The sequence below is a fragment of the Burkholderia sp. D-99 genome, assembly GCF_011605345.1.
In the GTDB taxonomy this organism is placed as follows: domain Bacteria; phylum Pseudomonadota; class Gammaproteobacteria; order Burkholderiales; family Burkholderiaceae; genus Burkholderia.
The window spans coordinates 103807-117386 of record NZ_JAAOXM010000006.1 but is presented as its reverse complement, the minus strand read 5'-3'; the positions used below and the strand labels follow the sequence as shown (position 1 = coordinate 117386).

General features: G+C 66.7%; 11 protein-coding genes. 8 read left to right on the top strand and 3 right to left on the bottom strand.

From position 1 onward, the window contains the following. Positions 1 to 18: 18 nt before the first annotated feature. The 3 genes from HAV18_RS22505 to map are packed head-to-tail and all read right to left on the bottom strand — an operon-like array spanning position 19 to position 5608. A complete protein-coding gene (locus HAV18_RS22505; RefSeq protein ID WP_166960030.1) occupies positions 19 to 2154 on the bottom strand; it encodes a pseudouridine synthase in 2136 nt (711 codons plus the stop codon). A 16-nt stretch (positions 2155 to 2170) separates the two neighbouring features. Next, positions 2171 to 4747: a [protein-PII] uridylyltransferase gene (locus HAV18_RS22500; RefSeq protein ID WP_166960027.1), complete on the bottom strand. Its 2577-nt coding sequence runs from the start codon at positions 4745 to 4747 to the stop codon at positions 2171 to 2173. Between the two features lie 45 nt (positions 4748 to 4792). Beyond that, positions 4793 to 5608, bottom strand: a complete 816-nt coding sequence (map, locus tag HAV18_RS22495; RefSeq protein WP_166960024.1) for a type I methionyl aminopeptidase — start codon at positions 5606 to 5608, stop codon at positions 4793 to 4795. Positions 5609 to 5985: 377 nt separating this feature from the next. Between map and rpsB the strand changes: the two genes are divergently transcribed. The 8 genes from rpsB (at position 5986) to rseP (ending at position 13555) form a co-directional block, all read left to right on the top strand. Next, positions 5986 to 6726, top strand: coding sequence for a 30S ribosomal protein S2 (gene rpsB / locus HAV18_RS22490; protein WP_011352461.1), 741 nt, complete (start codon positions 5986 to 5988; stop codon positions 6724 to 6726). 162 nt (positions 6727 to 6888) lie between these two features. Continuing rightward, on the top strand, positions 6889 to 7770 hold the full coding sequence (gene tsf, locus HAV18_RS22485) for a translation elongation factor Ts (RefSeq protein WP_166960022.1): 882 nt from the start codon (positions 6889 to 6891) through the stop codon (positions 7768 to 7770). Positions 7771 to 7933: 163 nt separating this feature from the next. Then, positions 7934 to 8647, top strand: coding sequence for a UMP kinase (pyrH, locus tag HAV18_RS22480; protein ID WP_011352459.1), 714 nt, complete (start codon positions 7934 to 7936; stop codon positions 8645 to 8647). 91 nt (positions 8648 to 8738) lie between these two features. Then, positions 8739 to 9299, top strand: a complete 561-nt coding sequence (gene frr / locus HAV18_RS22475) for a ribosome recycling factor (protein WP_014896735.1) — start codon at positions 8739 to 8741, stop codon at positions 9297 to 9299. A 49-nt stretch (positions 9300 to 9348) separates the two neighbouring features. Further along, positions 9349 to 10131 carry a polyprenyl diphosphate synthase gene (gene uppS / locus HAV18_RS22470; RefSeq protein WP_166960020.1) on the top strand — a complete coding sequence of 261 codons (783 nt, stop codon included), beginning with the start codon at positions 9349 to 9351 and terminating at the stop codon, positions 10129 to 10131. Next, on the top strand, positions 10125 to 10946 hold the full coding sequence (locus HAV18_RS22465) for a phosphatidate cytidylyltransferase (protein ID WP_166960018.1): 822 nt from the start codon (positions 10125 to 10127) through the stop codon (positions 10944 to 10946). Before uppS ends, HAV18_RS22465 begins: the two co-directional genes overlap by 7 nt. Before the next feature lie 15 nt (positions 10947 to 10961). After that, on the top strand, positions 10962 to 12158 hold the full coding sequence (locus HAV18_RS22460) for a 1-deoxy-D-xylulose-5-phosphate reductoisomerase (protein WP_166960016.1): 1197 nt from the start codon (positions 10962 to 10964) through the stop codon (positions 12156 to 12158). An 11-nt stretch (positions 12159 to 12169) separates the two neighbouring features. Further along, positions 12170 to 13555: an RIP metalloprotease RseP gene (rseP, locus tag HAV18_RS22455; RefSeq protein ID WP_166960014.1), complete on the top strand. Its 1386-nt coding sequence runs from the start codon at positions 12170 to 12172 to the stop codon at positions 13553 to 13555. The last annotated feature ends 25 nt before the right edge of the window (positions 13556 to 13580 follow it).

Genomic DNA, 13580 nt, shown 5'->3' with positions numbered 1-13580 from the left:
GCACGAGTGTGCCTGCGGTCAGAACGTCTCGTCGGCCGACAGATAGCGCCATTGGCCCTGCGGCAGCGCGCCGAGCATCACGCGGCCCATGCGCACGCGCTTCAGGCCGATCACGTCGAGGCCGACCAGTTCGCACATGCGGCGGATCTGGCGCTTCTTGCCTTCGCGCAGCACGAAGCGCAGCTGTTCGCCGTTCTGCCAGCTCACCATCGCGGGCTTCAGCGCGACGCCGTCGAGCTCGAGGCCGTGGCGCAGCTGCGCGAGCGATTCCGCCGGGAAGTGCTGGTCGATGTCGATGAGTCGCTCGCCAAAGCGCACGCGCACCAGGTACTCCTTGTCGATGTCCGACTGCTCGCCGATCAGCTGCTTCGCGACCACGCCATTCTGCGTCAGCACAAGCAGGCCGGTGGAGTCGATGTCGAGCCGGCCGGCCGGCGCGAGCGCGTGCAGGTGCTGCGGCGAGAAGCGTACCGGCGAATGGTCGCCGCTCCAGCGGTTCGCGCGCGTGATCAGCACGGCCGCCGGCTCGTAGCCGTCTTCCGCCTGGCCCGACACATAACCGACCGGCTTGTGCAGCAGGATCGTCACCTGCGCGGCTTGCGCGGCGCTCGCGCGCTCGTCGATCTCGATTTTCTGGTCGGCGCGGACCTTGGTGCCGAGCGTGTCGATGCGTTCGCCGTCGACGAGCACCCAACCCTTTTCGATCCATTCGTCGGCTTCGCGGCGCGAGCACATGCCGAGCTCGGACATCCGCTTCGACAGGCGCATCAGGCCCGTTTCGTCGCCGTAGTCGACGTCGGCCGCAGCGCGCTTGACCGGTTGCGTGGTCTTGACCGCGCCGAACGAGCGGCGTTCGCCGTCGCGTGCGGGGCGAGCCGGGCGGTCGCCGAAGCTGCGCTTTGCGCCTTCGCCGGCTGCCTTGTCGCGATAGGACGGGCGCTTGCCTTCGTCAGCGCCTGCGCGGCGCGGACGGGCGTCGTCGTCGTTGCGGCGGGGCGGGCGATCGGACGACGTGCGGCGGTCGCCGAAGCTGCGTTTTGCGCCTTCGCCGGATGCGTTGTCACGATACGGCGGGCGTGCGCCGCCTTCGCCACCTGCGCGACGCGGACGTGCGTCGTCATCACGACGCGGCGGACGATCGGACGACGTGCGGCGGTCGCCGAAGCCGCGCTTCGCGCCTTCGCCGGATGCATTGTCGCGATAGGGGGCACGCGGGCCGCTTTCACCACCCGCGCGACGCGGCCGTGCATCGTCATCGCGGCGCGGCGGGCGATCGGACGACGTGCGACGGTCGCCGAAGGTGCGCTTCGCGCCTTCGCCGGATGCATTGTCACGGTACGGCGGGCGTGCGCCACCTTCGCCACCTGCGCGGCGCGGACGTGAGTCGTCATCACGGCGGGGCGGGCGATCGGACGACGTGCGACGGTCGCCGAAACTGCGCTTTGCACCTTCGCCGGATGCGTTGTCACGGTACGGCGGGCGTGCGCCGCCTTCGCCACCTGCGCGGCGCGGACGTGCGTCGTCATCACGGCGGGGCGGACGGTCGGACGACGTGCGACGGTCGCCGAAACTGCGCTTTGCACCTTCGCCGGATGCGTTGTCGCGATACGGCGCACGTGCGCCACCTTCGCCACCTGCGCGGCGCGGACGTGCGTCGTCATCACGGCGGGGCGGACGATCCGACGACGTACGGCGGTCGCCGAAACTGCGCTTTGCACCTTCGCCGGATGCGTTGTCGCGATACGGCGCACGTGCACCGCCTTCGCCACCCGCGCGACGCGGACGTGCGTCGTCATCACGGCGTGGCGGACGATCCGACGACGTACGACGGTCGCCGAAACTGCGCTTCGCGCCTTCGCCGGCCGCGTTGTCGCGATAAGGCGCGCGCGTGCCGCGTTCGGCACCGCCGTCACGCGGCGCACGCTTGGCCGGTGCGCGATCCGCGCCCGGGCGCTCGGCGCCTGCCGCGCCGCGCGGCTTGAATGAGCGTTCGCCGGCGGCTGCCGGGGCAGCCTTCTTCGGGCGGGCCGGCTTGTCCCCGGCGGGCGGCGCAGCGGGACGCACCGCCTTGCGGGCGACGAGGCTGCCGGAGCGGACAGGGGCGCGGGTCGGCGACGCCGGCTTCGGATTCTTGACGGTTAGTTTGGTGCGCATAAACGCTGGAATTCACTCAGACTGCGATCGCTCGCAGCAATTCGGTTTCGAGCTGGATCTGCAGGCGGTTGTCGGACAAGCCGGCGCCCGCGAGCAGGAAGATATCCTCGACGCGTTCGCCGAGCGTATTGATCCGCGCCGCGTGGACGCCGATCCGATGCTCGGCGAGTACGCGCGCGATCGAATAGAGAAGGCCCGGCCGGTCGTTGGCCGACACGGACAGGATGTAGTACTGGCCGCGCTCGTCGGCCCGCAGGTCGACGCGCGGCGTGATCGGAAACGTCCGGGACAGCCTCGACAGGCGGCCCTTGGACGGTTCCGGCAGCGGTGCGGTTTCGGCGAGCCGCGTCGCGAGCTGCTGTTCGACGAGATTCGCGATGTCGCGGTACCGCACGTCACGTTCGGTCTGCGTGACGATGAAGTTGTCGAGCGCATAGCCGTGGCGCGTCGTGCTGACGCGCGCGTCGAGCACCGACAGCCCGTTGCGGTCGAAATACGCGCAGATGCCCGCGAACAGGTCGGGGCGGTCCTTTACGTACACCAGCACCTGCAGCGCGTCGCCGATCGGTGACGGCCGCGCGCGGACGATCGCGGTTTCCGCGTTCACGTGCCGGTATAGCACGCGTGTCTGCCACGCGATGTCGGCCGCGTCGTGACGCAGGAAGAAGCCGACATCGAGCTGATCCCACAGCGCGCGGTGCGCGTCGTCGGGCACGGTCTCGAGGCGCAGCAGCGCGAGCGCCTGCTCCTGCCGCGACTTCAGCTCCGAATGCGCGTCGGGGTTGGCGCCGCCGAGCACCGCGAGCGTGATGCGGTACAGGTCCTCGAGCAGCTTGCCTTTCCACGTGTTCCACACCTTCGGGCTCGTGCCGCGGATATCGGCGACGGTCAGCAGGTACAGCGCGGTGAGGTAGCGTTCGTTGCCGACGACTTCGGCAAAGCGCTTGATGACTTCGGGGTCGCTCGTGTCCTGCTTCTGCGCGACCTGGCTCATCGTCAGGTGATGCTGGACGAGCCATACGATCAGCGACGCGTCGTCGCCGGCGATACCGTGCTCGCGGCAGAAGCGCCGCGCATCGGCCATCCCGAGCGTCGAGTGGTCGCCGCCGCGGCCCTTCGCGATGTCGTGGAACAGCGCCGCGACATACAGCACCCACGGGCGCTCGAAGTTGCCGATCAGCTGGCTGCAGAACGGATATTCGTGCGCGTGCTCGGCCACCGCGAAGCGGCGGATGTTGCGCAACACCATCAGGATGTGCTGGTCGACCGTGTACACGTGGTACAGGTCGTGCTGCATTTGGCCGACGATGCGGCGGAAATTCAACAGATAGCGGCCGAGCACGCTCGTCTGGTTCATCAGCCGGAAAGCGTGCGTGATGCCTTCGGGCTGCTGCAGGATCCGCATGAACGTGTCCCGGTTCTGCGGATCGCGGCGCCACGCGTTGTTCATGATTTCGCGCGAGTTGTACAGCGCGCGCAGCGTGCGGGCGGACAGGCCCTTCACGCCGCGGGTCGTCTCGTACAGCAGGAACGCTTCGAGGATCGCGTCGGGATGGCGTTCGAATACGCCGTCGTCGACGATCTCGAGCATGCCCTGCTTCTCGACGAAGCGATCGGGCGACAGCACGCGCGTGATTCCGCTCGTCGCGGGGAACAGCTGCGCCTCGATGTTCTGGATCAGGATCGTCGCGAGCTGCGTGACGGCTTTCGCGGCCCAGTAGTAGCGGCGCATCAGCTGCTCGCTCGCGCGCTTGGCCTGCGTCGGCTGGTAGCCGAAGCTCTCGGCCGCCTGCGTCTGCAGGTCGAACACGAGCATGTCCTGGCGGCGGCCGGCGATCACGTGCAGCCGCGCGCGCAGCGTCTTCAGGAAACCTTCGTTGCGGCGCAGCTCGCGCGCTTCGCGATCGGTGATGAGGCCGCGCGTGTCGAGTTCGCGCCAGCTGCTGCCGAACCCCGCCGCGCGCGCGATCCACAGAATCGTCTGCAGGTCGCGCAGCCCACCGGGGCTTTCCTTCACGTTCGGCTCGAGGCTGTACGGCGTGTCCTGGAACTTCGCGTGGCGCTGGCGCATCTCGAGCACCTTCGCAGTGAAGAACGCACGGGCGTCGAGTGCCTCGTGGTAGCGCACCGTGAAGCGCTCGAACAGCGCAGTGCTGCCGACGATGCGGCGCGCTTCCAGCAGCGAGGTCTGCACCGTGACGTCCTGCGACGCCTCCTCGATGCACTGCGCGACCGTGCGCACGCTGCTGCCGATCTCGAGGCCGAGATCCCATGCCATCCCGATGAAGCGCTCGATGCGCGCGTCGAGCGCCGGGTCGTGCGCATCGGGCAGCAGCACGAGGATGTCGACGTCGGAATAGGGCGCGAGCTCGCCGCGCCCATAGCCGCCGACGGCGACGAGCGCGAGCGTCGCGGGCAGCCCGCAGTCGTCCCATACGCGCTTCAGCGCTTCGTCGGTGAGTTTCGACAGTGCGTGCATCAACGATGCGACGTTCGCCGCGCGGCGAAAGCGCTCGAGCATCTCCGTCTTGGCGGCCTTGAATTCGGCGCGCCGCGACAGCGCGTCGGGCGAGGGGGCGGCGTGAGCACTCATGGGCGGCCGTTCAGGTGCGGGCGGGGCGGGCTGGCGCGACGGCGCTCAGACTGCTGCGGCCGGTTGCGCGAACACGGGGCGCGCCGGCGTGCCGGCCGACACGGTCAGCACGTCGTAGCCGGTTTCGGTGACGAGCACGGTGTGCTCCCACTGCGCCGACAGGCTGCGGTCGCGCGTCTTGACCGTCCACTGGTCGGGCATCGTGCGGATGTCGCGCTTGCCGGCGTTGATCATCGGCTCGATCGTGAAGATCATCCCGGCCTTCAGTTCGATGCCGGTGCCCGGACGGCCGTAGTGGACGACCTGCGGATCCTCGTGGAACACCGTACCGATGCCGTGGCCGCAGTATTCGCGCACGACGCTGTAGCCCTGTGCTTCCGCGTGCTTCTGGATCGCGTAGCCGATGTCGCCGAGGTGCGCGCCGGGCTTGACCTGGTCGATGCCGAGCCACATGCACTCGTAGGTGGTCTGCACGAGGCGCTTCGCGAGGATCGAACCGTCGCCGACGATGAACATCCGGCTGGTGTCGCCGAAATAGCCGTTCTTGATCACGGTGATGTCGATGTTCAGCGCATCGCCGTTCTTGATCACCTTCTCGCCGGGAATGCCGTGGCAGATCACGTCGTTGACCGAAATGCAGGTGGCCTTGGGGTACGGCGGATAGCCGGGCGGCTGGTAGTTCAGCGGCGCGGGGATCGTGCCCTGTTCGTTGAGCATGAACTCGTGACAGAGGCGGTCGAGTTCGGCGGTCGTGACGCCCGCGACGACGTGCGGCGTAATGAAATCGAGCACTTCGCTCGCGAGACGGCAGGCGACGCGCATCTCGGCGATATCGTGTTCGTTTTTGAGCGTAATAGTCATCGAGGTATGCCTGGAATGCGGTGAATTGACGGATTATCGCACCTTCTGGCAGGCGTCGCAGCCCCTGCCGGCGGTGCGGGTGCGGGTTTTCGCGGATTGTCCGGCGGGCTGCCGCGCGGCAAGCGAAAGTGGTGAGCGACTTGAGAGCGGACAAATCGGCGTGCTATACTCTTTGGCTAAGTCGACATCCAAATGCCGAGTTTGTCCCATTCTGGGGCGGCATCGCGGTGAAAGGCTTACGGCACGGGCGTTTTGCACGTGTCGAATCGCAAGCCGGCGCAACCAGGGTGCCGGCCGCGCGGAATCGGTGCCTTTCGGGCAGATCCGCGCGGCGGTACGGCAGCCGGCTTAAGACCCAACCCTCGTGGAGAATTTACATGGCAGTTACGATGCGCCAAATGCTGGAAGCGGGTGTCCACTTCGGTCACCAGACGCGCTTCTGGAACCCGAAGATGGCTCCGTTCATTTTCGGTCACCGCAACAAGATTCACATCATCAACCTCGAAAAGACGCTGCCGATGTTCACGGACGCACAGAAGTACGTGCGCCAGCTGGCAGCGAACCGCGGCACGATCCTGTTCGTCGGCACGAAGCGTCAATCGCGTGACACGATCGCCCAGGAAGCGCAGCGCGCAGGCATGCCGTACGTCAACGCACGCTGGCTCGGCGGCATGATGACCAACTTCAAGACGCTGAAGGTGTCGATCAAGCGCCTGAAGGACATGGAAGCAGCTGTCGAATCGGGCGAAACCGAGAAGATGAGCAAGAAGGAAGCGCTGCTGTTCGAACGTGAAATCGCCAAGCTGCAGAAGTCGATCGGCGGCGTGAAGGACATGGGCGGCATTCCGGACGCAATCTTCGTCGTCGACGTCGGTTACCACAAGATCGCCGTCACCGAAGCGAACAAGCTGGGCGTGCCGGTCATCGCCGTGGTCGATACGAACCACTCGCCGGAAGGTGTGGATTACGTGATCCCGGGTAACGACGACTCGAGCAAGGCAGTCGCGCTGTACGCTGAAGGCGTGGCCGACGCGATCCTCGAAGGCCGTGCGAACGCGGTCAACGAAGTGGTCCAGGCCGCACGCGGCGACGACGAGTACGTCGAGGAAAACGCGTAACTGGCCCCGAGCCGGCGCAAAAAGGGGGCTCTCAACAGGCCCCCTTTTTTTAAGCTTGTGCGCCGGACCTGATCGCGCCGAATCGGCGCGGGTCCGGAAACGAATTTCGGCCGTTCGCGTCCAAGCGGGCGGCGTTGTGAATACAGACTCAAGGAGCGAATGATGGCGGCAATTACCGCAAGCATGGTGGCAGAACTGCGCGCAAAGACCGACGCACCGATGATGGAGTGCAAGAAGGCGCTGACGGAAGCCGACGGCGATCTGGCCAAGGCTGAAGAGCTGCTGCGCGTCAAGCTCGGCAACAAGGCGAGCAAGGCGGCATCGCGCGTGACGGCCGAAGGCGTCGTCGCATCGTTCGTCGGCGGCAACGCAGGCGCGCTGGTCGAGCTGAACTGCGAAACCGACTTCGTCGCGAAGAACGACGACTTCCTCGCGTTCTCGAAGACGGTTGCGGAACTCGTCGCGACGCAAAACCCGGCCGACGTGGCTGCGCTGTCGGCGCTGCCGCTCGACGGCTCGACGGTCGACGCAGTGCGTCTGGCACTGGTCGGCAAGATCGGCGAGAACGTGTCGATCCGCCGTTTCGTCCGCTTCGAAACCGCGAACAAGATCGCAACGTACCTGCACGGCGCGCGTATCGGCGTGATCGTCGAGTACACGGGCGCGGAAGAGCAGGTCGGCAAGGACGTCGCGATGCACATCGCGGCAATGAAGCCGGTCGCGCTGTCGTCGGCCGACGTGCCGGCGGAACTGATCGAAACGGAACGCCGCGTGGCCGAGCAGAAGGCCGCGGAATCGGGCAAGCCGGCTGAAATCGTCGCGAAGATGGTCGACGGTAGCGTCCAGAAGTACCTGAAGGAAGTGTCGCTGCTGAACCAGACGTTCGTGAAGAACGACAAGCAGACGATCGAGCAGATGCTGAAGGCAGCGAACGCGGCAGTGCAGAAGTTCGCGCTGTTCGTCGTCGGCGAAGGCATCGAGAAGCGCCAGGACGACTTCGCCGCCGAAGTGGCCGCGCAAGTCGCAGCAGCAAAGCAGCAGTAAGCCGTAAGCAGTCAGGCAGTATCCGCGGCGGGCGTCCGTTCCGCCGCGGTCGGCGCCGCCGCCGGCCGGCCGGGAAACCCGGTCCGACCGCCGGCGCTTGCCCGAATCAGTATTTCGCCCCTACAGTTCGTGGTTGTCATCCTCTCGTCGCTCGGAAGCCCCTATGTCCAATGCCTATAAACGCGTCCTTCTCAAACTCTCCGGCGAAGCGCTGATGGGCGACGATGCCTTCGGCATCAATCGCGCGACGATCGAACGGATGGTGGCCGATATCGCCGAAGTCGTGCGTCTCGGTACGCAGCTCGCGGTCGTGATCGGTGGCGGTAATATTTTCCGCGGTGTCGCGGGTGGCGCGGCCGGCATGGACCGCGCGACGGCCGACTACATGGGGATGCTCGCGACGATGATGAACGCGCTGGCGCTGCAGGACGCGATGCGCCACGCCGGCATCGAGGCACGCGTACAGTCCGCGCTGCGGATGGACCAGGTCGTCGAGCCGTATATCCGGCCCCGCGCGATCCGTCAGCTCGAGGAAGGCCGCGTCGTGATCTTCGCGGCCGGTACGGGCAACCCGTTCTTCACGACGGACACGGCCGCCGCGCTGCGCGGTTCGGAAGTGGGCGCGGAAGTCGTGCTGAAGGCGACCAAGGTCGATGGCGTATATTCTGCCGATCCGAAGAAGGATCCGTCGGCCACGCGCTACACGACGATCACGTTCGACGAGGCGATCAGCCGCAACCTGCAGGTGATGGATGCGACGGCCTTTGCGCTGTGCCGCGACCAGAAGCTGCCGATTCGTGTTTTTTCGATCAACAAGCCGGGCGCGCTCAAGCGCATCGTGCTGGGCGAGGACGAAGGTACGCTCGTCCACGTGTAAACTCCCGCGGATGCGGGTCGTCGGCCCTGGCGTGCGTGGCGCGCCGGGCAGTGCCCGCGTTTTTTGAAGGTTTGAAGGTTCGGAGGTTGAAATGAGTGTCGCTGATACCAAGAAGGGCGTCGAGCAGAAGATGCTGCGCTCGATCGATGCATTCAAGAGCGATCTGGCGAAGATCCGTACGGGCCGTGCGCACACCGGCATGCTCGATCACGTGCAGGTCGACTACTACGGGTCGATGGTGCCGATCTCGCAGGTCGCCAACATGACGCTCGTCGACGCACGCACGATCGGCGTGCAGCCGTGGGAAAAGCCGATGGTCGCGAAGGTCGAAAAGGCCATTCGCGAAGCCGATCTCGGCCTGAATCCGGCAACGTCCGGCGACCTGATCCGCGTGCCGATGCCCGCGCTGACGGAAGAGCGCCGCCGCGAGCTGACCAAGGTCGTCAAGAGCGAAGGCGAAACGGCCAAGGTCGCGATCCGCAACCTGCGTCGCGACGCGAACGAAGCGCTCAAGAAGCTCGTGAAGGACAAGGAAATCTCGGAAGACGACGAGCGCCGTGCGAGCGACGACGTGCAGAAGCTGACCGACAAGCACGTTGCCGAAATCGACAAGCTCGTGCAGAGCAAGGAAGCCGAGATCATGACGGTCTGACGACCGTCCTCGCGCGCCGCCTTCTTCCCGCATTACTGTCTCAACGGCCATGACCTATACCAGCTCTACCGTTCGCGTGCCTGACGTCGGCGTCGTGCCGCGTCACATCGCGATCATCATGGACGGCAACGGCCGTTGGGCGACCGAACGCCGCTTGCCGCGCGTCGCGGGGCATACCCGCGGCGTCGATGCCGTCCGGGCGGTGGTCGAAGGCTGCGCGCGCGCCGGCGTCGAATACCTGACGCTGTTCGCGTTCAGTTCGGAGAACTGGCGCCGGCCGAACGACGAAGTGTCGTTCCTGATGCGGCTCTTCATCACCGCGCTCGAGCGCGAGGTCGGCAAGCTCCATGCGAACGGGATCCGCCTGCGTGTCGTCGGCGATCTCGACCGCTTCGAGCCGCGCATCCGCGAACTGATTCGCCGCGCCGAAACCAAGACGGCGCGCAATACCCGTCTTACGCTCACCATCGCGGCCAACTACGGCGGCCGGTGGGACATCCTGCAGGCGACGAAGAAGCTCGTCGAGCAGGCCGTGCGCGAGGGGCGCGAGGTCGAAGTGACCGAGGACACGTTCGCGCCGCACCTGGCGATGGCCTATGCGCCGGAGCCCGATCTTTTCATCCGTACCGGTGGCGAGCAGCGCGTCAGCAACTTCCTGCTGTGGCAACTCGCGTACGCCGAATTCTATTTCACCGACAAATACTGGCCGGATTTCGACGGCGCGGCACTGGCCGACGCCATGGCGTCGTATACGGAGCGCGAGCGCCGTTTCGGCCGCACGAGCGCACAGCTCGAACCGCAATCGCAGAACGCCGACTCCTTTTCATGCTGAAAACCCGTGTGATCACGGCGATCGTGATGCTGGCGGTATTGCTGCCGGTGACGCTGTTCGCGCCGCTCAACGCGTTCGGCGCGCTGATCGGCGTCGTGCTCGTGTTCGCCGCGTGGGAATGGGCGCGCCTGCTCAAGCTCGGCGGCTTCGGCCCGGTCATTTATGCAGTCGTCGCGGCGCTTGCGCTCGCGGCAACGGCGCCGCTCGGCGTCGATGCCGCTTCGTCCCGTCCCCTTTTCATGGCAGCCGGCGTGTTCTGGCTGCTGGTCGGCCCGTTCGCGCTGCGGCGCAAGCCTGAACTCGCGGGCGGCGTATGGCGGCCGTTCCTGCTGGCGGCCGGCCTCGTGGTCTTTGCAGCCTGCTGGCACGCGCTCGTCGCGGCGCGCGCGCGGGGTGTGCCGTTCGTGCTGTCGCTGCTTCTGGTCGTCTGGCTGGCCGATATCGGCGCATACTTCGCGGGCAAGGCCTTCGGAAAGCGTAAACTGGCCATCACGATCAGCCCCGGCAAGAGCTGGGAAGGCGCGATCGGTGGCTGGCTCGCCGTGATGGTCGTCGCCGGTGTCGCGATGGCCGCGCATGCGTTCGAGCCGACCCTGTTTTCCGCGTTCGCCGTGCGCTACGGGATGCCCGGCGCATGGGCCGCACTGACGCTGCTGGTCGCGTACAGCGTGATCGGCGACCTGTTCGAGTCGCTGCTGAAGCGGCAGGCGGGCGTGAAGGATTCGAGCGGACTGCTGCCTGGCCATGGCGGCGTGCTCGACCGTGTCGACGCGCTGCTTCCGGTGCTGCCGCTCGCGATGCTGCTGCTTGGTTAAACCACTATTTCTGTTATGCAAAAACGTCTGACATTGCTCGGTTCCACGGGCTCGATCGGAGACAGCACGCTCGACGTGGTCGCGCGCCATCCCGAGCGCTTCTCGGTCTACGCGCTGACCGCGCACCGCAACGGCGACAAGCTGGTCGAGCAATGCCTGCGCTTCGCGCCTGAAGTGGCGGTGGTCGGCGACGCCGCGACCGCCGCGCACGTCGACGCGAAACTGCGCGCGGCGGGCAGCAAGACGACTGTGCTGCACGGGCCGCAGGCGCTCGTCGACGTGTCGAAGAGCGACGGTTGCGACACGGTGGTCGCGGCGATCGTCGGCGCGGCGGGCCTCGCGCCGAGCCTCGCCGCTGCGCGCGCAGGCAAGCGCATCCTGCTCGCGAACAAGGAAGCGCTGGTGATGTCGGGCGCGATCTTCATGGACGCCGTGCGCGACCATGGCGCGATCCTGCTGCCGGTCGACAGCGAACACAACGCGATCTTCCAGTGCATGCCGCGCGATGCGGCCGAGCACGGCGGGATCTCGAAGATCATCCTGACCGCGTCGGGCGGCCCGTTCCGCACGCGCGAGCCGGCCACGCTCGTCGACGTGACGCCGGACGAGGCGTGCAAGCACCCGAACTGGGTGATGGGCCGCAAGATCTCGGTCGATTCCGCGACGATGATGAACAAGGGCCTTGAGGTGATCGAGGCGCACTGGATCTTCGGGTTGCCGGGCGACCGGATCGACGTGCTGATTCATCCGCAGAGCGTGATCCATTCGCTCGTGTCGTATCGCGACGGCTCGGTGCTCGCACAGCTCGGCAACCCCGACATGCGCACGCCGATTGCGCACGCGCTCGCGTTTCCCGAGCGCGTCGACGCGGGCGTCGATCAGCTCGACCTCGCGCAGATCGCCCAGCTGTCGTTCGAGCAGCCCGATTACGCGCGCTTCCCGTGCCTCGCGCTCGCGCTGAAGGCGCTTGAGGAAGGCGGCATCGCGAGCGCCGCATTGAACGCGGCGAACGAAGTGGCGGTCGAAGCGTTTCTCGAGCGCCGCATCGGCTTCATGGCGATTGCGGCGACGGTCGACACCGTGCTCAGCACGCTGCCGAACCGCGAGCCCGACGGGCTCGACGACGTCCTGGCGGCGGATGCCGAGGCACGCCGCCTCGCCGCCGAAATCATTGCCAAAGCGCCTGCGCCTCGCGTGGAGCGTACTGTCTGAATGGGGTGCTCATGAACGTGCTGGTCGAACTGATCGCGTTTGCGGTGGCGATCGGGGTGCTGGTCGTCGTGCATGAGTACGGACATTATCGCGTCGCGCGCTGGTGCGGCGTGAAGGTGCTGCGTTTCTCGATCGGCTTCGGCCAGCCCGTCGCGCGCTGGGTCAGCCGCAGGACGGGCACCGAGTGGACGCTGTCCGTGCTGCCGCTCGGCGGCTACGTGAAGATGCTCGACGAGCGCGATTCCGGCCCCGGCATTCCGCCCGAGGAGCTTGGCCAGGCGTTCAACCGGCAGTCGGTCTACAAGCGCATTGCGATCGTCGCGGCCGGGCCGATTGCGAACTTCCTGTTGGCAATCGTGCTGTTTTCTGTCGTATTTGCCACCGGCGTGACCGAGCCGGCCGCGATCGTCGCGCCGCCGGCCGCCGGCACGGCGGCGGCGCGCGCGGGCTTCGACGGCGGCGAGACGATCGTGTCGATCCGCAACGTGCGCACAGGCGACGCGCAGGGCGGCGAGTCCGAGCCGGTACGATCGTGGTCGGACCTGCGCTGGAAGCTGCTGGCGGCCGCGTTCGATCACAGCGAGATCGTGCTCGGCGCACGCGACGGCAACACGACGTTCGATTTCCGCGTCGACCTCCGCAACGTTCCCGAAACCCAGCTCGACGACGATTTCATGGCCCATCTGGGCTTCGAAACCGGTGGCGGCACGCTGTCGGTCGCATCGGTGCAGCCCGGCAGCGCAGCGGAGCAGGCGGGCCTGAAGTCCGGCGACAAGCTGGTCGCGCTCGACGGCAAGCCGATCGGCGGCGCGTCGCGCTTCATCGATTTCGTGAAACACCATGCGGGCAAGCCGCTCGACCTGCAGATCGAGCGCGACGGCGCCGCGCAGACGGTGTCGATCGTGCCGCAGATGCAGCGCGACGATGAATCGGGGCAGCAGGTCGGCCGGATCGGCGCGGCGCTGTCGATGCATGCGCCGTCCGTCGACGTGCGTTACGGCCCGATCGAGAGCCTGCGGCTCGGCGCGCACCGCACGTGGGACATCTCCGTGTATTCGCTGCGGATGTTCGGGCGCATGATCACGGGCAACGCGTCGCTGAAGAACCTGTCCGGCCCCGTGACGATTGCCGACTACGCGGGCAAGAGTGCGCGGCTCGGTCCGTCCGCGTTCCTGTCGTTCCTCGCCCTTGTCAGCATTAGCCTTGGCGTCCTGAACTTGTTGCCGATTCCCGTTTTGGACGGGGGGCATCTGTTATATTATGCGGTTGAAGCCGCGACCGGGAAAGCCGTCTCGGAGCGCTGGCAGCTGATTCTGCAAAGAGCCGGGTTGATCTGCATCGTCGCGTTGTCGGCGATCGCGCTGTTCAACGATCTGGCTCGGTTAATCCATTTCTGAAGCGTCAGGCGGCGGCCGCTCGGCA

What these genes read in the sequence shown, in the direction of transcription:
- HAV18_RS22505 (WP_166960030.1), bottom strand. Translation starts at nt 2,154, where the DNA reads ATGCGCACCAAACTAACCGTCAAGAATCCGAAGCCGGCGTCGCCGACC.
- HAV18_RS22500 (WP_166960027.1), bottom strand. Translation starts at nt 4,747, where the DNA reads ATGAGTGCTCACGCCGCCCCCTCGCCCGACGCGCTGTCGCGGCGCGCC.
- map (WP_166960024.1), bottom strand. Translation starts at nt 5,608, where the DNA reads ATGACTATTACGCTCAAAAACGAACACGATATCGCCGAGATGCGCGTC.
- rpsB (WP_011352461.1), top strand. Translation starts at nt 5,986, where the DNA reads ATGGCAGTTACGATGCGCCAAATGCTGGAAGCGGGTGTCCACTTCGGT.
- tsf (WP_166960022.1), top strand. Translation starts at nt 6,889, where the DNA reads ATGGCGGCAATTACCGCAAGCATGGTGGCAGAACTGCGCGCAAAGACC.
- pyrH (WP_011352459.1), top strand. Translation starts at nt 7,934, where the DNA reads ATGTCCAATGCCTATAAACGCGTCCTTCTCAAACTCTCCGGCGAAGCG.
- frr (WP_014896735.1), top strand. Translation starts at nt 8,739, where the DNA reads ATGAGTGTCGCTGATACCAAGAAGGGCGTCGAGCAGAAGATGCTGCGC.
- uppS (WP_166960020.1), top strand. Translation starts at nt 9,349, where the DNA reads ATGACCTATACCAGCTCTACCGTTCGCGTGCCTGACGTCGGCGTCGTG.
- HAV18_RS22465 (WP_166960018.1), top strand. Translation starts at nt 10,125, where the DNA reads ATGCTGAAAACCCGTGTGATCACGGCGATCGTGATGCTGGCGGTATTG.
- HAV18_RS22460 (WP_166960016.1), top strand. Translation starts at nt 10,962, where the DNA reads ATGCAAAAACGTCTGACATTGCTCGGTTCCACGGGCTCGATCGGAGAC.
- rseP (WP_166960014.1), top strand. Translation starts at nt 12,170, where the DNA reads ATGAACGTGCTGGTCGAACTGATCGCGTTTGCGGTGGCGATCGGGGTG.